Origin of the sequence: Clostridium thailandense, assembly GCF_019207025.1 — a bacterium.
Classification (GTDB): domain Bacteria; phylum Bacillota; class Clostridia; order Clostridiales; family Clostridiaceae; genus Clostridium_AM; species Clostridium_AM thailandense.
On record NZ_JAEEGC010000043.1, the window covers coordinates 14162 to 34579 of the forward strand.

Sequence of the window (20418 nt, forward strand, 5' to 3'; positions counted from 1 at the left end):
AATTTTCCTTTATCTTTCTACTATTATAGCTGTCCTCATTCCACCAGCAACTACTACATCTGCATCCTTCGCTAAATTTATATCTGTTGTAGGCATGATTCTAGCCAAAATATTATTTTAGGCTATGTTAACAGAGCACCATCTTATAAGTTCACTTATTATGAAACATCCATCCCAAGGGAAATCATAGATATTCATCAATCCCAGATTAACTATTCTGTCTACACCTAAAGAGGTTACAATATCTGCAAACTTCAAAATTTTATCTCTATCTTTACTAGCTATACCTATTGTCTGTGTTCTTTTTGTAATTAAATCTTTAACCTCAAATATGCTGTCTATTTCCTTTAAAAATAGGCACCTTCCACCTATAGGTTCTTCTAGAACTATTTCATTATTTACTAATATTGTATAACTAAGCCCTTTACTGCAATACAGGTCTTTATCTATACTAAGAGCATATATACCTCTTCTATTTATAATTTCTGAAGCAGTGCTTTCGTCTAAAATATTTAAATATCTCCTGCCCAATTTTTCGAAAGATGATGCTAATTTTTCTGCAACTTTCTTTAAAGGTACATTACTTCTTTCTATAAATAATAATTGAGGCGATGAACATGCCTTTTGCCCAAACATGGATATATCCATTACCAGTTTATCCATATAACTTTCACATTCATCACTTTCTATAATGTTTTTATCAAAGACTGCAAAGGAATATTTAGGCCCAAAAACAATATCTTTACAGGTAGTTTTTTTAGGCAAAAGATTGATAGCTTTTACTGCTTCTTCTCCACCCCATATAACTCTCGCATCTGCTAATATTGACATAGATTCATTCATTAATTTATCATTACTATCAAAGTATATTAAAGTAATATTTTTCAACATATTCTTTGAAGAATAAACATTAGATTCATAGCTTATCTCTATGTCTTCCATGAGTTTTAGCAGTTCTAATACCAATTCAATACTTTGCTTTGGAACCCTTACAATATTTGAATTTTGGGCTATTAGAGCCTGAAAAATTGAGTACACCGCTAAAGTAGGTATATTACCTGCCACCCAATGACAGGTTATTCCTCTACCTTGGGCCTTGATAAGTTTTCCATTTCCTATTTCAATAAATTCATTTAAAAATTTTTTATCCTTTAAACTGGTTTCTATAAGCTTCTCAATATTGCCCTTTTTTAGAAAAAAGGAGAGAAAAGGAACGCCTTCAATTTTTAGAAGACCTTTGTTTAAAGATAATCTTCTCCCATATTCACTTAACATGAGAATCATAGCTTCTATAGGTATGGAATTTAACAAATTCAAATTACTTTTTAAAGAAAAGCATAGATTGCCTAGATCTTTTACAGATTTTCCTTCATTACATACTTCCCCATCGTGCAAATAACAAGTTATCATTTAATACTCTCCCTTTCTGCAAAAGTATCGCCACAACCTCGAATTTCTGACTTCTCTACTCTAGCTTTAAACTTAAAATATTTACCCTTTCTTCCACACTTACAGTTATCTACTCCAACTAATTCTCCTATGTCCTCTGTCAAAATAGCTTGTGTAGGATAGCTGGAACCAAGAATGCTCATAACCTCTATTAATCCACAGTCTCCTGCTTTTACCTCTTTCAAAGTATTAAAATCTCTTATTATAACCTGTGCAAAATCTGGAACATGTTTATAACCACATTCACAATCTATAAACACTACACCAACCTGTTCCACCATTCCATAGAAATCTATTATATTATTAGGGCTAGTTCCAAAGACTCTAGCTGTTCTTTTTATAAATTCTTCTTTTGAAACCTTTTGTGATACGAGCTTTTTCCATCCACCACTATGTAAAAGCTTCATTTTAGGCAGAGATAACTTTATACCAACTTCTTCCAAAAAATTTACAAACTTAAACCAAATTATATAAGTAAAACCATAAACTAAAATCTCTTTATCCTTATAACTGTTTTCAAACTCTTTTAGTCTATCTAGATTTATTTTTAGGTTGTCCCCTTCTCTATCCATTACATAGGTAATCTTGCTAGCAAAATTGCCCACTCCCCTTATTGCTGCTCCTCTAGCGTTTAAAGTTTCTTTTTTATCATTAGCGTCTCCACTGTCTATTACTAACATAGGTCTTCTTTTAGCTCCCAAAAAATTTCTTAATGTAGTAATCAATGCTTGTGATTGGCGTGTGGCTGTAATTCTGTCTAAATATATTTTGCTCGGTTTTCCTGTGGTAGTTGCACTAGAATTTAATATCCTTACTATTTGTTCTTTCTTGCAAAGTAAAAGATCAAAGTACTTAAACATGTTAACTGGTATAAACGGAACTTCTTCAAGCTTATGAATTTTATCAATATCCACTCCGAGTTTTCTATACATGCTTTTTAAATTTGGATTGATCTCAAATTTTTTTATCTGCATTTTTATAATTTCTAATAATGCTTTTTCTTTTTCCTGTTCAGGCATCTTAAACTGATCACTTAATATAATATTTTCTATTAACTCTCTGCTTTCCATTAAACTTCACCAATTTCATTCATTTTCTCTTTTAAAACTTTTAGCAATACCTTACCCGATGAATTTTTAGGCAAGGTTTTTAAAAATTCTACATACTTTGGAGTTTTATATTTAGGTAATCTATCCCGACAATAATCAATTATATATTTTGAATTTATATTACAATTACTATCTTTCAGCACTACAAAAGCTTTTATTGCTTCTCCTAAAACATCATCGGATATACCTATAACAGCACACTCTACTACTTCTGATATTTGCAAAATTACGTTTTCAATTTCCTTTGGACTTACCCTATTTCCTCCACTTTTTATAATGTTTTTTTCTCTCGAAACTATATATATATATCCATCCTGATCAATAGCAGCTAAGTCTCCTGTATAAAGTAATTCTCCCTTTAAAACTTTTTCTGTTTCTTCTTTATCATTAAAATATCCTTTCATTATATTTCCACCTTTAGCTACCACTTCTCCTATTTCTCCCACTTTTACGTTTTCTCCATCTTTATTTAATACCATAAGCTCTGTTCCTGGAATTCCCCTTCCAATAGAGCCTAGTTTATTTCTTATTTGGGACGGCGGAAGATAAGATAATCTTGCAGTAGCTTCAGTTTGTCCATACATGATATAAATATCTACACCTTTTAATATATTTATAAGCTCAGATATAAAAACCTCTGGAAGTTTTCCTCCTGCTTGTGTTATATATCTTAATGAAGAAAATTTATAATTTTTGATTTCTGTCATTCGTAAAAGTATTTGATAGGTACTTGGTACTCCTGCAAAACCTGTACATTCATACTTGTTTATATGCTCTAGTACAGTTTGTGGAAACATGAATCTATTATTTATTACTACACTTCCACCACATCTAAAGTGCGTATTGATAAGCGATGTACCATAGCAGTAATAAAAAGGAAGTACCACTTCTATCCTATCTTTTTTTGTTAAATTTAAATATTCTATTATTGAATTAGTGTTATACATAAGATTATAATGTGTAAGCATTACACCTTTTGGTTTCGCTGTTGAACCTGAAGTAAACATAATTAATGCAATATCTTTTTTTATATCAATAGTGTTATCCTCAAGTAAATTTCCTTCGTATTCCAGACCTTCTAAATCTTTTTCAGTATAAAATTGAACTTCTCTACTTACTATATTTTCTATTTTATTTTTATATCTTTCTTCCACAAATACTAATTTTATTTTTAAAATTTCTATGATGTATTTTATATCTTCTTCAGAAGTTGCTGGATTTATAGGCACACAAACACTTCCATTTTTAATAACTCCAAAATAAGTTTTAATAAAAAAGGTAGAATTTTCGGACACTATAAGTACACAGTCTTCTTTTGTATAACCTTTTCCTTTCAATAAAATTGTTACATAGTTTATATTTTTAAATATTTCTCTATAACTTACTTCCTTTTTATGTATTATCGCTGTTTTCTCTAGATCCTGTGAGTTTTCAAAAACATAATCTGTAAAAGTCATATCTCAACACCATATTTTTTTAATATTTTCTTTATATCACCAATTGTATACATTCTTGAAATATCAACTACATCAAGGCTTATTTTAAATTTTTCCTCTAGTCCATTAACAAGTTCTACATGAGCTAAAGAATCCCAATCCTCTATTTCATCTGGTCCCATTTCATCCTTTATATTTTCTACCTTTTTTATACCTAAAGTATCACAAATTACTGTATTTAATTTTTCTAAATTAGTCATAGAATTGCCTCCTAAAAATATATTTATATGTAAATATGAGCAGCAAATTTCGTGCCATTAATATATTTGCTTTTAACACCTCTTTCTTAGCATAATAAAATTCATGGTTTCTTATTAATCAAGTTCACTTTTGATTTGAGATTACAGCCTTATTTCTGATGCATTATTGCAACATAATTTTAAATGTTTGCTTATTATAAATATAAATACACCTCGAGTGCATGTTTAAAGTATTGTGTTGCTAATCTGCATCTAGTTTCTATTTTGCAACAAAGTGTTAAAATCTGATTAACAATTTTAGGTATAAATAAAAAAGAGAGCAATTACTCTCTTGAATTTTCTTTATCAGCTTCTATGCCTTTATTTCTCAGTATCTTTTCTGCGGCTGGAACAATACCTAATCCACCTATACTAAAAGCTGTCATGTTATTTAACTGTTTTACTATTTCGTTTTTTTCATTATTAATTTTTTTATTCTTATGTTCCATATTATCACCTCAGTTATTATAATAACCACTAGTACGATTCAATATTCCCCATAAAAGGAATCTATATAGAAATTCTTAAAAATATCTCCTTAATATATAATCTACTAATTTTGATATCTTTCTATTTTTTTAAATAATAAAGGCGCTTAAGCCCTAAAACCTAAACGCCTTTATATATGTTTGTACTTAACACACGATTTATTATATCATTTATTTTTTGATTCGTTATTAGATAAATATTTAATTTGCTTATCTATTTCATTCATATCATTTATTAGCTTATCTATTTTTTCTTGACTTTCACCATATCTCATACTAAACCTTGCAGCAATTTGTTCAATAGTTGCTATTTTATTTTCTATTTCAGCTTTTTTATTTTTAAGTTCTTGTATTTCTCTTTTGACTGCATCTGGATCTTTTTTATTTATATACACTATTATCACTCCTTCCACACATAATAACTTCTATGCTAAAATAAGGTTTCCTTCTAAAATTCGAATTATATTCCTAACCATACTTGAACTATTGCAGATAAAATCATGACAGCTATCAATATATTTTGATTCCATCTAGTATTAAATTCATACTTCACACTCTCACTTGCCTTTATAAAATAAAAAAGAAGCCTATTTCTAAGCTTCTCCTATTGCTAATTACAATCCAATTAACTTGTCATACTCCTTTCTAGTTATTACATTACAGAATTTGTTTTTATTATCTCATGATTATGTTCCTCTGTTATCAAAAAGTAAGCAAAAGCCTTGCACTAATGTCTACTTCCTAATTTTACTAATCAAGGCCCACATTAAAAATTCCTCTAGGATCATGTCTCCTAGGACAACTATTATTATAAATTCCAAATATTACATTTTAATTTCCAAATTGTTACATTTATGTTAAGTTTATAATTGTCTTATTGGTAAATTTTGGATGTAAAATAAGCATTGCGTCAATATTAGATCTCTAAATACTCATAACTATTTACCATCCTATCCTATAGTATTTGATCCAAATAACCATTTGTTTTCATGCCCTCGAATTTTTGCTTTATGAGGCTACATCTATGTTCATTTTCATTACGGCCTGCTAGGTTGCTCACCTGGCTTACCCAGATTTTCGTCGATGGGCTTAAGCATTTCAGTTACCATCCATACTTCCATCCTAGCTAAGTAACTTCTACCTTTTATTACTGCTGGTTCTTCCACAGATAGTTACGAGTGCTTTAGTCTAGGCACACGATTGTTCTTACAATACATAAACAAGTTATGAGCAAGTAGTTCACCTGTCTGTCCAATTAATCCATCCGCATTAATAAATCTTCCCCATTCTGGGTCATAGTATCTAATTAGTGTCAAATAGACCTATTACGTCCCCTTGTGCATTTCTCGTATAAATAAAGGAAGCTCTACAGCAGAGCTCGCACCAAATCACAGATTTGGGCTCTCTGCTTATCCGTTCCATTTAAGTTCATACTTATAAGATTTCCTGAACTATCATAAGTGTAGTGAATTTTGTCTGTTCCGTTGTCTTCGTAAGTTACATTATCACCATTTAAATGGTACTTTGTTACGACTCCATTTATATTTTTCTCTGTTCTTACACCATCATCATTATACTTATAGGATATATTGATTCCTGTCTTTGACATGGAAGCTAGCTGTCTTCCTTCTTCCCAGTTGGAAGTCCATCCATCATAGGTGAGTGGATTTCCTATAGCATCATAAGTTATTGTTTTACCATTATAAGATGTAAGTTTATCCTTCCAGTTACTATCTCCATATACATAGCTATAAGTGTTTATAGGATTTGCTGGATTTGAAACTGTTGTATAGTTATATTCTGTTTTTGTTAGTATATTTCCTCCAGCATCATAGGTATATACTATAGTTTTATTTAGTATCTGGTTATCTTCCCTAATTACCTCGTTAAGCTCATTATAGTAATATTGTATACTCTTATTATTATCGGTTATTGTATTTATATTTCCTTTAGAATCATAAGTGTAATTTATAGTTCTTCCTTTGCCGAAGAAATTAACAGACTTTACTTTGGTTGTAGTAGCTCCTGCAGTTCCATCTGTATAACTATACTCTACATAGTACCCATTACTACCAGACTGAGTTGGTGTTAAATATCCATCTTTTGTTTTTCTTCCTAAGGAATCATAGGTATACATAATATGATTATTTGAATACTGTACATCGTAAGGTCTATTATCTTTATCATAGCCATAGCTTATATCATAGGCTTTCCCATTTATTTTTTCTGTAAGCTTATTCTTATTACTGTTTGCATCATAGTTATAGGTTGTACTATTTCCAAGTGAATCATTAATCTTAGAAAGCCTGTTTGCTAAGTCATATACATATCTGTAACTCACACCATTTACAAGATCTTCTTCATATCCTAAGTTTCCTGCTGCATCATATTGATAATTATATCTTGAAGTTCCATTATATTTACTTGTTATAACTCTGCCTAAATTATCATAATCACTACCTACATTTTGCCCATTTCCATAATTAGATTGAAGCAGATTTCCTGTAGGTAAATCATAACTATTTGTTATAAGTTTTTGTGTTCCAACATAAACTTCATTGTTATTACCAAGAGAATCATAATTAAAACTGTAACTAAAGCCATTATGTGTTATAGTTTTAATTCTATCATTTTCATAAGTGTAACTATTAGATATATTATTACCATCAACATTTTTACTTACACCTGTTAGTCTGTCCATATCGTCATAGGCGTAAGAAGTGGTTTTTGCCGATGGGTCTGTAACACTTTTTAGTGTTCCCTTTGTCTCATCATAATCATAGGTTACGGTATTTCCAGCACTGTCTGTGAGTGTTTTTATATAATTTCCACTTGGTGTATAGGTTGATGTTGACTGCGTAAATAATGTTGAATCTCCAATTTTACCCTTTGTAGGATTTCCACTTGCATCGTATTCAAAAGAGTATACTACGTTTTCTGCTGAAGTAGCCTTATTTATATTATGCTTACTGTCATACTCATATTTAAAGGTGCTTCCTTTTGGATCTACTGCGCTGATTAAATCATTAGTTCCGTTATATCCAAAAGTAGAGGATTGTTTCGCTAAATCTTGTGTAGAAACTACCTTACCATTAGAGTCGTATTTATAGCTTACTCCAAATTCTTCTTTATATAGCTGTATATTTGTAAAATAAACAGTATTAGCATTATTATAGTATAATGCATATGCAGTTATACTGTTATAATCCTTGTTTGCCACAATTCTATCTGAAACATATTGCCAATCTGAACTGTCCTGGTTAAAAGGTATTACTGTCCACTGGGTTGTCCCATCAGTGTTTTGTAAACCAACATCTAGTGCAAAGTACCTGGAATCAGTAAGAGGTACAGAATCTCCTTTTGCCCATCCGCTAGCAGCAAATACATCTCCACTTTTACCTGACATCGGGATATATTGGTTTATATTTTTTAATTTATTAGAGTACCCATTAACTCTAAAAGCAGTTCTACCCTCTATCTGCAGTGGTTTATCATATGCATCAGAGTCACTATTTTTATTCCATAAATAAGGAACCCAATCATTATTAGGATTATAAGTCATATTGGAATTTTCTATTAAGTTGTATCTATTGGCTATAGCTCCATCCTCAAGTTGAAGACTATCAAAGTATGCTGTCCCTTTCTCTCCTGCAATACCTGCTCTTATATTAACTGTAGTACTAGCAGCATTTGAAGGTAATGTGAATTTCACTTCATATCTATCCCAGTTATTCACACCATTTACTGATGCTGACTCTACGGTGCTATAACTGCCATCATTGTTTTGATAGTTTACAAACAATATAGCTCCTTTTCCTGTCTTATTTGTTATATCAGTTGTTTTAATGTACCCAGATAAAGTATAGGTTTTCCCCCTTTCTAAGGTGACAGATTGATTGCAGAAATACCTACCTGCACTATCATCACTTTTAGTAACTTTTAAGCTTTTACTTCCAAAATATTTGTCTTCTGTTGTAAATGTTAGAGTTCCAGTTGCTTCATTACCCCAGCTATCCTTGTTCCAGTAGCTATCAGATGTTTCAGCATCATGATTCATTAGATAATTGGTCACAGTTTTTTGAAGCTTTGATTCTAAAGAAAGCTTGTCCTTCTTCCGCTTGAATCTGTGATTCCCAAAAGATAACCTTCAGGCGTACTGTCCAGAAGAATTACTCTTCCTGCTCCATCGGTTATTTTACTAAGTGTAGTACCACTATATGACAGCGTAGCAGTATTTCCGTTACTATCTTTAATCTGATACAGGTATCCGCCAGGAACAAATATTAGCTGATTATCTTTATTGTCTTTGATAGTATACCCACCGTCTGAGTTTATAGTGAGAATGCTATCCAATCCTGCATCATCTTTATATTTGCCTGTAGAGTCATCTTTCTTAAAATAATGCTTCGTTCCATCTTCATCAATATAAACATAATACTGTATCCCTGAGAATGTCTGAGGAATTACTCTCTGACTAAGATTAAGCCTCCAGCCTAGTCCATAACCAGAACTGCTGCCTTTATCATTACTATTGAATACATGAGTTATACTTATAGGCATTTTGTTGCCATTCATATCTAAGTCATTGTGAGTAAAAACAAGATTTCCGTTATAGTCATTTACATATCCAGTACCAGCTCTTCCTATAGCTGCTGAATGATATGTCCAATAATTTTCAAGGCCTGAGTTATTTACATACCATAAAGTTACCTGTGGTCTATAACCTGCATAAGCTGATGAAGTATCTGATGAAACAAATTCAGTGTAGCCACTTCCTTCATTATTATTCATAAGCATTAATCCGTAGTTATTGCCTGTAGTATACCAATCTTTAACTATACCTGTTATATCCCAAAAAAAGTCCGTTCCTGCTGCCCCCGTCACGGTCTTATATTCTTCAATTTTCCCAGCATAATCTGCTCTGTTATTCCATATAAGTGTGGATGGATCCCAATTACTTAGAACTTTATGAATATCAATTTGAGTACTGCTGGTTTTATCTGAATATAATGAAAGACCTAATTGCGCATTTGTAATTAAATCTCCTGTTTGGAGCGTTGGAAGATCAAATTTGATGTAACTTCTTGTAACGCCGGAAGCACTTCCATTTCCTACTCCTAGAAGTATAGAATTCTGTCTATTTTCGCTTGGTATTGCAGATCCAATAAATGTGTCATGAATACTATTTATGTCTAAGGAAGTTTGAACTGGTGGATCAATGGTTACTGGATAAACTCTATCTGCACTATTAAGCCAACTATTATCAGGCTTCATTGTAAGTACATATCCATTTTTATTTTGATCTAAAGAAATATCGATATTTTCACTATGAGCCTTGTTAGCATCCATCATAACAGGAGCTGCCATAATAAATACCGCTTTTGACGTGTCTTTCTTATCATAGAATATAATGCTTTTATCACTTTGTATTTTAGGTAAGAGATTTTTCGTCTGTATATTAAACTTAAATTCTGGATTATCAATTGCACTTTTTAGAATTATATTTTCCTTTACTTCACTACTTATAACATTATAGTTTAAATCCACATTGAAAAATAAAGGACCTATCTCAAATAAGATAAGCCCTTAATAAACAAATTTTATATTACTGCATACTGTTTTTTATTTTTGTTAATCTGTTACTTAGTTTCATTATATTAACTTCAGCATTTGGAAGCTGTTTAGCATCATTCATATATTTAGTATTATAGCTTTGTAATTCGTTAAGTTCTTGCTGAAGTTTTTCTAAATTATTAGAGTCAATGGCATCTTTCATAGAATTAAAAATAGATACGTAATTATCTAGATAACCCTTAACAGTGTCTAAACTCTGTATTTCAGTATTTATATTATTTATATAATCTAGTTTAAGGGATTCAAGGCCATCCGGACTTTGTAAGTTAGAAACATTATTCTTAAGCTTAATAAGATTCTGTTTGTATGTTTCTAAAGAAGCATTCCCGTTTTTAAATAATTGAGCAAACTCTTCAAAAGCATTAGATATTTGAGCTTGATCTCCTAAGTCATTAAAATTAATACTATTAAATAGTTCCGTCATGGTGTTTGAAGCACTGGTTTCTTCGGTTATATAGTCATTACAGTAATTCGATAAGTTATTTATATAATCCTTTTCCGCAGTACTAATTTGGTCACTTCCTTTTAAGGAATACTCGATTGGTAAGTCTATTGAACCAACTCCTCCAAGCAGAATCAAATTTTTATAATTTTTACTATCAATAAACACTCTTTGATTTGTTAAATCTTGTCCATCTGTTAATATTATAGGTGCATTTAATTTTGAAGCAAGAGCACTTCCAGATAAAGCATCAGGAAAGTTTTCACCACTTGCCAGTACTGCACTATCAGTGTCTATATTAAAGTATTTACATATTTCTAGTGAAGTATCGTATCTAGTTTGTCCAGATATTCTAACTATTTTATCTGTACTTAAGGAAGGTACTAGTTTCTTTACCTCATTGATAATGTCATCTGATACTACACCAGTTCCCCCTACAACATATACCTCATTAGGTTGTATATCTGAAAGAATGCTTTTAGTTTCATCTGGTAGACTTGAAGCTCCTGTCATTAATATTGGATACCCTTTTCCGGCAGCAACACTTGAAACACTAAGAGCATCAGCAAAACCATATCCATTTGTTATAACTACAGGAGTTCCTTTTTGCAAATTCATAGAGTTAACAATGAACTTATTAGTGTCAAATCTGTCTTTTCCTCCAAGTCTTATAATATTGTTGAAGCCCTGGTTTTTCATATAATTAATAAATTCATCACTTATAGAACCAGTTCCACCTAAAACATAGATATTCCCAGATTTATTTAAGTGATTATTTATATAGTCTAGGGTTTCGTTACTTTCACTTAATGTATTATTCAAAAGTAGTATAGGAGCATTATACTTTTTAGAAAGCACGCTTCCTGATAGAGCATCCGGAAAATCTTTACCACTTGCAACTATAACATTTTGAACTGTTCCACTACTAAAGTCATTAGAAATACTAATAGAAGTTTTATATCTGTCCGCACCATACAGTCTACTTACATTATAGTTACTTTTAGCGTATGCTGTAGATGAAATCCCAACTATAATACAAGCAGTAGCAACTAAATTAAATATTTTTTTCAAAATTTCACGTCCCCTTTACGCAATCTTATTTTCACTATGATATTATCATGCAAAGGAGGAATTATACATAGTAGGCGTAAGGAATACGTGGTATATGTTGGAATCTAACCCTTAACTTTCTCCAAATAAACTCTACGCAGAATAAACCTAATTTCAGTCACACTCCTGCCTTAAACTTTACAGCTATGCTAAGTTTACCTTCAAACATCCCTGCTTCAATTTTATATCCCATCTGTTCAACTAATTCTTTTGTTATTGCAAGACCAAGACCAGTACTATCCCCATTTCTTGTTCTATCTCCAATAAAAAAACGCTCAAACAAATGAGAGACATCTTCATCTTTTAAATTTGGTGCGTCATTTTTAAATACTGCAATAACAAAATCATCCTGGCTCTTTAGTGATATAAATACATTTTTCTCTCCATACTTTAGCATGTTTTGTATTAAATTTGAGAACACCCTTCTTATTGCATTCTCATCACCAACAATTAGTGGTAGCTTTTGATCTATATCAATAGCAGGCTCTATTCCCCTGCTTAAAAAATCATTGTAAAAAGATGCTATCATATCACAAATTATATTAGATAAATTCATCGATTTAAATTCAAACTTGTATTCCTTTGCCTCCAGTCTAGATAAGTCATAAAATCCAGATATTAAAACCTGAAGTGACTTTGCCCTCTTTTTTACTATATTTATGTACTCTTTTCTTTCTTCTTCTAGTAAACTGCTATCTTCAATAAGTTGAATATATCCCATTATAGATGTAAGAGGGGTTCTTAAATCATGAGACATATTTGAAATAGCCTGTCTTAGTTCTATATCCATCTTTTTATATTCAATTTCTATTTTCTTTTTTTCCTCTAAAGTCTTATTTATTTCCAGCGCTAGCTTTCCTAGGTTTTTATTTTTAAATGAAAGCAATATCCTAGAATTAGTTTTAACTCCATTAATTTTATTCAATTGACCAGCTATATTTTTAACTTCTTCACTTAATAAAACATAAAGGGTGATAAATATGACCGTTATGCTTATAAGAAAAATAAATATCAATATCTTCATAGATATCACCTCTTTTAATTTTTATTTAATTTCCTTCTTTTTAAAACACAATATGCTAAAAGCTAAAAACACTATAATATATATAAAGCCTATAATAATCGATGTAATAAAATCATGACTTGCTACTACTCTTGCACTCAACTTACCTAGTTGAGTCGTAATTAGAATATTATATACATGCTTAAATTTATCTGATACAAAAATTATAAAAAATTTAGTAACTAAAGGTGTCATTAAAAATACTATAGCATAAACAAAAGCACATACAGTACTATTATTTATAATAATGTTAAGAAAGATTCCTACTGCTATAGCAGCCATCCAAAGCGGAAATGATGCTGCTAATCTTTTAAAGTGATCTAAAAATATTATATTAAAATTATCGCCTAATCCCAATAATAATGCACCGCTTCCATAAAGTACAGCTAATATTATAACCGCAGCTATACAGGCTAAAATTACTGCAGCTATAAATTTTGATAAAATCAGTTTACTTCTATCAATTCCAAGGGCTATCACGTTTTTCATGGTTTTATTTTTATTTTCTTCAGCTATAACAGTATCAATCATTCCTGCAACTAAGAATACAGGGATAATCATCATACTGTTGGTTATTTCTAATACATTGCTTAAACTTAAATTAACCCCATTCCCTGCATGACTTATATTAATTATGATATTAACAGCTAACACTAGTGCAGCTATTATTGCTGTGTAAACCCACAAATATGCTCTGTTAAAATTTCTGTACAATTCAGCTTTTATATAATTAATCATGTTCATACCCTCCAATCAAATCCATAAAGTAATTTTCTAAGTTCGAACCCATCTGATAAATGGAGTATAACATGATACCATTATTAACAATCTCCATTGATATAATTTCAGGTCTATCTACCTTCTCATATAATCTTATTTCATTATCGTTTAATACCTCATATTTACTACACTTCAGTTTATTTTCAATTAATGCTATTGCTTTTTCAGTATTATCTACTTTAATTGATAAATAATTTTTACATTTTTCTTTTAAATCGCTGACACATATTTGTTCTAAAAACTCACCTTTATGAATAAAGCCATAGGTGGTTGCTAGTTGACTTAATTCACTTAATATGTGACTTGATATAATGATAGTAGTATTTCTTTCTCTGTTTAACTTAAGTAAAATATCTCTCACTTCTACAATTCCTGTAGGATCAAGTCCATTTATAGGTTCATCTAAAATTAATAAATCAGGACTTTCCATAATAGCAAGTGCCATTCCTAATCGTTGTTTCATACCAAGGGAAAAGTTTTTAAACTTTTTCTTTCCGGCATCAGAAAGTCCCACAATTTTTAATACCTCTTCAACCGATTCCTTTTCTACAATTCCTTTTTGTATTCTATAGTATTCAAGATTTTTCTTTGCAGATAAATAGGGAAAGAAGCTGGGCGTTTCAATAATACTGCCTGTTCTTCTCCTTGCTCTATTTAATCCCGCCTCAGAAGTTTCTTCAAATATTTGAATTTCCCCGTTTGTTGGCATGGTAAGTCCGCTTATCATTCTAAGTAAAGTAGTTTTTCCTGCACCATTTTTACCGACTAGTCCATAAATATCCCCTTGTTTTATCTCAATATTTACGTTATTTACGGCAGCATAACTGCGATACTTTTTAGTTAAATTTTTAGTTTTAATTACAGTTTCTTTCATCTCCTGTGACCTCCTTCTTCGTATATTTATATATTAGAATAAAATATACAAGAAAGCTTAAAGAAAAGCTTAAGAAAGTATTAAGTTTTATTTTTCACTCATCTTAAAGCCAATCCCCCATACTGTATGTATGTACTCTTCATCTGGGTCAGCCTTAGCTATTTTTGAACGAAGATTGCTTACATGAACATTGACAGTATTATCGTCTCCCAAAAATTCGGCATTCCAAGCATGCTCAAACAAATTTGCTTTTGTAAAAACTTTATTTGGATAAGACATTAAAATCTGAAGTATAGAAAACTCCCTTGCTGTCAAGGAAATAGCTTGCCCTTTAGCCTCAACCATTAAAGTTTCACTATTCAAAGTTAAATTTTTATGTTTTAAAACATTAGCTTTTTCATTATTATTAGAAAATACTATATACCGTCTTAATTGCGCTTCAACTCTGGCAAGAACCTCATAGGCATCAAAGGGTTTAGGCACAAAATCATCTGCACCAAGTTTTAACACATCTATTTTTATATCTTGCCCTGGTTTTGCAGATATAACTATAATTGGCACTGTATTAATTTTTCTTATATGAGTTATAAGTTCCTCTCCAGTTACCCCTGGCAGCATTAAGTCAAGTAAAACCAATTGAAACTCATACTGTTCAAAGCACATCTTAGCTTCAGAGCCTGAATAGGCACACCTAACATTATATCCATTTTTGCTTAATATTTTATACAAAAGATTATTTATATCCGCATCATCTTCTGCTACCAATATATTTATTTTTTCCTTCATAAAGTGATCCTCCTAAACCGTCTATTAAACTTTACCTTTTAAATCAATATTTTCCTATAAATATATTATATTAAAAAAGAAAAGACATGTATATATGCTGATTCTATACATATCTTTTAATGGCCTTTTTCTAAGGAATTTTAATTGATAAACTAAGTATGAACTGGTTGAGTGTAATTATTGAAAAATACTGCTGCTAAACTAAGAGAAGATTTATTTAAACTAACTGAAGATTGTAATTTATAGATTAATTATGGTAAAAAATAGAGCTGTCATACTATAGTACGGCAGCTCCATTTTAATATTTTTATTATATTTTAAACTTTTTAATTACCTCATCAAGTTGCTCTGCCAAAGTCTCCATTTCCTCTGCTGCTTTAACTACATTATTAAGTACTATAGTTTCTTGTTCTGATGATGCACTAACCTGTTGAGCTGCAGACGCCGTATCCTGTGATATACTTGAAACCTGTGTTATATTTTGTACCACTGTTTCCTTGTCCAGGTTTACCTTTTGTAATTCATCACTTACCTTGGACACATTTTCTTCTAATAAGTACGCTGCATTTTGTATCTCTTCAAAAGAACTAGTAGTTTCTTCAACACTTTTACTTGTATCACTACCAATTTGTCCAGTATAATTCATTTTTTCCAAAACAGCTTGTACGCTATTTTTTATTTGGCTTACAATATTATTTATTTCTTCAGCAGATTTTCCTGACTCTTCTGCTAAAGTTCTTACTTCTTCTGCAACTACTACAAATCCCTTTCCAGCCTCTCCTGCACGAGCAGCCTCTATACTAGCATTTAATGCCAATAAATTAGTTTGTTCAGTAATTTGCTTTATGCTTTCCGTTATTTCATTAACTTTCTGAGAATTTTCAGCTAGTATTTTTACCTCTTCTAGAACTTCTTTGTTCGAATTAGAAGTTTTATCAAAATTATCCTTCAATTTATTTATATCTTTTAATCCCTTTTCAGTTAAAGCTCTCACTTTCTTAGATGACCCATTCATGTTTTTAGAATCCTCAATACACCTATTTACCTTTTCTCCAAGTTCACCAAAAACCCTTGAACTGATTTCTGCCAATTCTGCATGCGCTGATGTACCATCTGCTATTGACTGAATAGATTTTGAAACTTTTTCGCCTATATCATTAGATTCTTTACATATTCCTAATAACCTTTCTGCTGAATATCTAATCTTTGTAGAATTTCCCATAGTATCTCTTAATATTACAACTATCTCTTTTATCATTAGATTTAGAGAATTTATTATGGATTCAATTTCATAACTAGATTTTGATTCTTCGTTTAAGGTGTTTGTGAAATCACCTTCACTTAGATTTTTCAATGTATCAACAAGTTTTTCTATAGGCTTTGTAATTGATTTAGAAAACTTACTTCCAATAATTAATGCTAGTACTATTATAGCTAATGCTACTAATAATATTAGAGTTATTCCTGCATTCATTTCCCCTGAAAATTCCGATGCAGGTACAAGTCCAACTATAGTCCATCCAGTTTCAGAATTTTTATGATTGTACACAATATATCTTTGCCCGCTTATTTCTTGTATCGAACCTGATTTCTCTGGTTTTATAACCTCACTAATCCAATTTTCGCTTTTTAAATCTTTTCCTACGAGTTTTGCATCCTTATGGGCAATTATCCTTCCTTCTGCATCAACTATAGCTGCAAAACCGGAATTACCTATTTTTATATTTGAAACATCTTGTGAAAGTTGTGTAAGCTTTATATCTATACCAGCTACACCAACAATACTTCCATTTTCAGTATCCTTTACCGCCTTTACATAGCTTATACAGTATTGTCCTTTATTAAATGCATCTTCATAAGGTTGTACAAGATGTGTTTCTCCATTCTTTGAAACTGCATCTGAATACCATTGTCTTTTTCTTGGATCATATCCTGCCGGTAAATCTTGTTTAGGTTGCACAATCATTCTTCCATCATTTACTCCCAAATATGCACAACTAACAATTTTATGAGTAGTTGTAAAAGCATTTAGAGATGCTAATAACCATTTTTCACAATCAGGATTTTTCAGTACAGATAAAGCATTTGGATCCTTTGATATCATATCAACAGATTCTCTACTGCTTTTATCTAATGATTTAACATTTTCATCGATTTTCCCAAGATTAGTATTTATATAGTAGGTAAACATATTATTAAAATTTTTTCTTATAGTATAATACCCAAAAGAACCTATTATAATTAAAGGAATTAATGCCATAAATAATAGTATTCCTATAATCTGATGATTAAGCTTTATTTTTTTCATTGCAACAACACCCTCACCTTCTTAGCATGTTTCATATACTAAATTTAAGCCTATTTATTACATATAATATCATAAATTTCTATAAAATACTATATTCTCAATTTTTGAATCAGAATATTCTTGCAAAATATTACTTTCTTTAAATTGCAAATGTAAACATAAAGCACCAAAAACTATTTTCTTGGTGCTCACAATTTAATTATGCATTGCAATATTATAGAATATACTTTTTATTAGCTTCCACCTTTAAAATTTTTGTTCCCTTTTACTGCCTTCTTACATAATATGATACTGTGTAAAAAATTTATAGATATGTACTTTTAAAAGAACAAAATTTATTTAAAAATACATCAAAATATTTTATTAAATTTTGTAACACTTTTTTGTCTTCTGCATAATATGATACTGTGTAGAAAATTTTATGGAGGTATGTTAATGTATAGAACTGATGATCAGGAACTTGATCAAACTCTTAGTCAAGATTTAGAGGATACTCGTCACCATCATAAGCATCATAAACATCATGGTCATGAAATGTGCTGTCCTATGATGTACTGTTGTCCTATGATGCCATACCAAATGATGCCATCACAGGTTTCTCCTGCTCAAATGATGCCTACTAAAATGATGCCTGAACAAATGCAACCATATCAGATGGAATTTAAAGAAAAATGCAAATGTGGAGACTATATGAAATATAGAGATGATGATGACAGCGATGACGATGAAGAGTTTAGACAATATTATAATAGACCTAGACCTAGACCTTATTATAATAATTATTTTCCATATCCATTCTATCCATTTTATCCATACTATAATTATTATCCTTATCATCATCATTACTATAACCATTATTAATAAAATATATACCTATTGTGTAAGTGAACTTAATAAGAATAGCTGCAGCTTAGGCTTCAGCTATTCTTATTGTTTTTTCCTTTCAAAAACACTCTTTCCATTTATAATTCTTGTCCTTACCTTGCTATTCACATCCGTTTTTCACAACCTTTAAGCAATTATTACTATTTTAGTACAAACATAAAAATCTATTCGCAGGTTACTCTATATAATGTATGTTATGTCGATAATTTTGCATTTATATATGAACATCAATCATATGTTTAATTAGCATAATATTGATCTAGGAGGTACTATTATGAAGAAAATTGCAAGTATTGTAGCCGCAGCGTTAGTAACTTGTTCTATTTCCGCCTGTGGAAATAGAAATACTACTTATAGAACCCCGGGAACTAATCAAGGTGGAACAAATATTGGTATAAATCAAGGTAATTATAATACTGGGATGAACACTACCACAACGTACAGAGATGGAATTTATCTAGGTGAAGGTAATAAGAGTTCAATGGGAAATCAAGCAGCTATAGTTACAATTAGTAGTGGAAAAATCACCGACGTTGTACTTAAAACAATTGATGCTAAAGGAAAAGAAACTCCTTATACCACCGGTGGTAATGCAGGTACTACCATGGGAGGTACAACAACTGACATTACTAGAGGAACTGTAGGCGGCAATCCTGTAGGTGGCAGTAATACAGGTACTACTGTAAGGACTCCTGCAGACGGAACTATGACTGGAAGTACTACTGGTCCAACTATAACGACCAATCTTGCAAGAGTTAGAAGAGACTTAGCAAACGCCGTAGTTTCACAACAGACTCATAATGTTAATATTGCTAATGCTGGAAATGACGCTAATTCTGTTGCCAACTGGAAGTTAGCTATAAGCAGAGCTTTAGATAGTGCTAGAAGATAATAATTTGAGAGGAACTGTTCGTCCGACACTTAACTTATACGCAAGGATATATTGACATTCAGGAAGGTACATTTAAATGCTTTTTTTATAAGTATTAACAAAAATAAAAGTTACGATTATTTCTGCATAGCTCACATTCTTCACTACAGGAGACGTCTTCGTAGTGAAGAATGTAGTTTGCTATCAATATTTCATTTGCTACTTCTACAATGTGTCCTTAATACTAATATCTCCACTTTCAGTAAACTTGACTACGTTGCTTATAAGCTTATTTAGCACCTGCTGCAATTTGCTTGGATTACCTACCAAATAATTGAGTATATTGTTGGTGTACCTTCTTGATCAAAAATTACTTTATTACAAGCAAACCTGTTGATGTTTTTTTACTTTTCTTTATATGTAATAGCAATCTCCATTCTTTCTTCATCACAAAATTCTAAAGGCACACATACTATTACAGATTTAGCGATACTAAACTGCATATTTTCACCTGTTAGTACCGTTGGCGGAGTAATATCTATATCCATATTATTCTTATAAAAGATATTGGATGTGTTACCTAATATCATATTACAAAGTTCTGCTATTGCACTTTTTGCTATTTCATCTAATTCTGGTACAAGCATCCCTCCCATCATAGCTGATGCTATTTTACATGCCAAAGTTCTTTTTAGAGATATTATAACACTTCCTTGTATCGCACCTGTAATGCCAATCATAACCACTACACTATTGGCCATATAAGGTATATCCTTAATATATATCTTTCCTAAAACTGGATTTAATCCTGTTGTTTCTGCTATAACGTTTCTGCTAGCTTCTATAAATGGATTTATATATTCAACTTTCATATATTAACTTCC

Annotated in this window: 18 protein-coding genes; 2 read left to right on the top strand and 16 right to left on the bottom strand. The window is 30.9% G+C overall.

Features of this window, described 5'->3' with window-relative positions:
• Positions 1-117 precede the first annotated feature (117 nt).
• From I6U48_RS10520 to I6U48_RS10590, 15 genes are all read right to left on the bottom strand, one after another.
• The gene (locus I6U48_RS10520; RefSeq protein ID WP_218320376.1) at positions 118-1410 is read right to left on the bottom strand and encodes an acyl-CoA reductase; all 1293 of its coding nucleotides are present in this window, start codon (positions 1408-1410) and stop codon (positions 118-120) included.
• The gene (locus I6U48_RS10525; protein WP_218320377.1) at positions 1407-2519 is read right to left on the bottom strand and encodes a LuxE/PaaK family acyltransferase; all 1113 of its coding nucleotides are present in this window, start codon (positions 2517-2519) and stop codon (positions 1407-1409) included. The genes I6U48_RS10520 and I6U48_RS10525 overlap by 4 nt, the downstream gene beginning before the upstream one ends.
• On the bottom strand, positions 2519-4015 hold the full coding sequence (locus I6U48_RS10530; RefSeq protein WP_218320378.1) for an AMP-binding protein: 1497 nt from the start codon (positions 4013-4015) through the stop codon (positions 2519-2521). Before I6U48_RS10530 ends, I6U48_RS10525 begins: the two co-directional genes overlap by 1 nt.
• Positions 4012-4254, bottom strand: a complete 243-nt coding sequence (locus I6U48_RS10535) for an acyl carrier protein (protein ID WP_218320379.1) — start codon at positions 4252-4254, stop codon at positions 4012-4014. The genes I6U48_RS10530 and I6U48_RS10535 overlap by 4 nt, the downstream gene beginning before the upstream one ends.
• Before the next feature lie 323 nt (positions 4255-4577).
• A complete protein-coding gene (locus I6U48_RS10540) occupies positions 4578-4742 on the bottom strand; it encodes a hypothetical protein (RefSeq protein ID WP_218320380.1) in 165 nt (54 codons plus the stop codon).
• Between the two features lie 206 nt (positions 4743-4948).
• Positions 4949-5176 (bottom strand): hypothetical protein, encoded by a 228-nt coding sequence (locus tag I6U48_RS10545; RefSeq protein ID WP_218320381.1) that lies wholly within the window; start codon positions 5174-5176, stop codon positions 4949-4951.
• Positions 5177-5953: 777 nt separating this feature from the next.
• Complete coding sequence (locus I6U48_RS10550) at positions 5954-6097, bottom strand: RHS repeat-associated core domain-containing protein (RefSeq protein WP_218320382.1); 144 nt, start codon at positions 6095-6097, stop codon at positions 5954-5956.
• Positions 6098-6147: 50 nt separating this feature from the next.
• Positions 6148-8838 carry a carbohydrate binding domain-containing protein gene (locus I6U48_RS10555; protein WP_218320383.1) on the bottom strand — a complete coding sequence of 897 codons (2691 nt, stop codon included), beginning with the start codon at positions 8836-8838 and terminating at the stop codon, positions 6148-6150.
• Between the two features lie 35 nt (positions 8839-8873).
• On the bottom strand, positions 8874-10328 hold the full coding sequence (locus I6U48_RS10560; protein ID WP_218320384.1) for a DNRLRE domain-containing protein: 1455 nt from the start codon (positions 10326-10328) through the stop codon (positions 8874-8876).
• 58 nt (positions 10329-10386) lie between these two features.
• Positions 10387-11928, bottom strand: a complete 1542-nt coding sequence (locus tag I6U48_RS10565) for a cell wall-binding repeat-containing protein (protein WP_218320385.1) — start codon at positions 11926-11928, stop codon at positions 10387-10389.
• Between the two features lie 157 nt (positions 11929-12085).
• On the bottom strand, positions 12086-12991 hold the full coding sequence (locus I6U48_RS10570) for a sensor histidine kinase (protein WP_218320386.1): 906 nt from the start codon (positions 12989-12991) through the stop codon (positions 12086-12088).
• A gap of 21 nt (positions 12992-13012) precedes the next feature.
• Positions 13013-13768: an ABC transporter permease subunit gene (locus tag I6U48_RS10575; protein ID WP_218320387.1), complete on the bottom strand. Its 756-nt coding sequence runs from the start codon at positions 13766-13768 to the stop codon at positions 13013-13015.
• Entirely contained in the window at positions 13761-14684 is a 924-nt protein-coding gene (locus tag I6U48_RS10580; RefSeq protein ID WP_218320388.1) for an ATP-binding cassette domain-containing protein, read from the bottom strand. The genes I6U48_RS10575 and I6U48_RS10580 overlap by 8 nt, the downstream gene beginning before the upstream one ends.
• An 87-nt stretch (positions 14685-14771) precedes the next feature.
• Positions 14772-15470, bottom strand: a complete 699-nt coding sequence (locus tag I6U48_RS10585; protein ID WP_218320389.1) for a response regulator transcription factor — start codon at positions 15468-15470, stop codon at positions 14772-14774.
• Between the two features lie 310 nt (positions 15471-15780).
• Complete coding sequence (locus tag I6U48_RS10590) at positions 15781-17778, bottom strand: methyl-accepting chemotaxis protein (protein ID WP_218320390.1); 1998 nt, start codon at positions 17776-17778, stop codon at positions 15781-15783.
• Positions 17779-18213: 435 nt separating this feature from the next.
• Between I6U48_RS10590 and I6U48_RS10595 the strand changes: the two genes are divergently transcribed.
• Complete coding sequence (locus I6U48_RS10595; protein WP_218320391.1) at positions 18214-18639, top strand: hypothetical protein; 426 nt, start codon at positions 18214-18216, stop codon at positions 18637-18639.
• A 298-nt stretch (positions 18640-18937) separates the two neighbouring features.
• A complete protein-coding gene (locus I6U48_RS10600; protein WP_218320392.1) occupies positions 18938-19555 on the top strand; it encodes a hypothetical protein in 618 nt (205 codons plus the stop codon).
• 383 nt (positions 19556-19938) lie between these two features.
• On the opposite strand, the gene I6U48_RS10605 is transcribed toward I6U48_RS10600, so the two are convergent.
• On the bottom strand, positions 19939-20406 hold the full coding sequence (locus tag I6U48_RS10605; RefSeq protein ID WP_218320393.1) for a chemotaxis protein CheX: 468 nt from the start codon (positions 20404-20406) through the stop codon (positions 19939-19941).
• Positions 20407-20418: the final 12 nt, after the last annotated feature.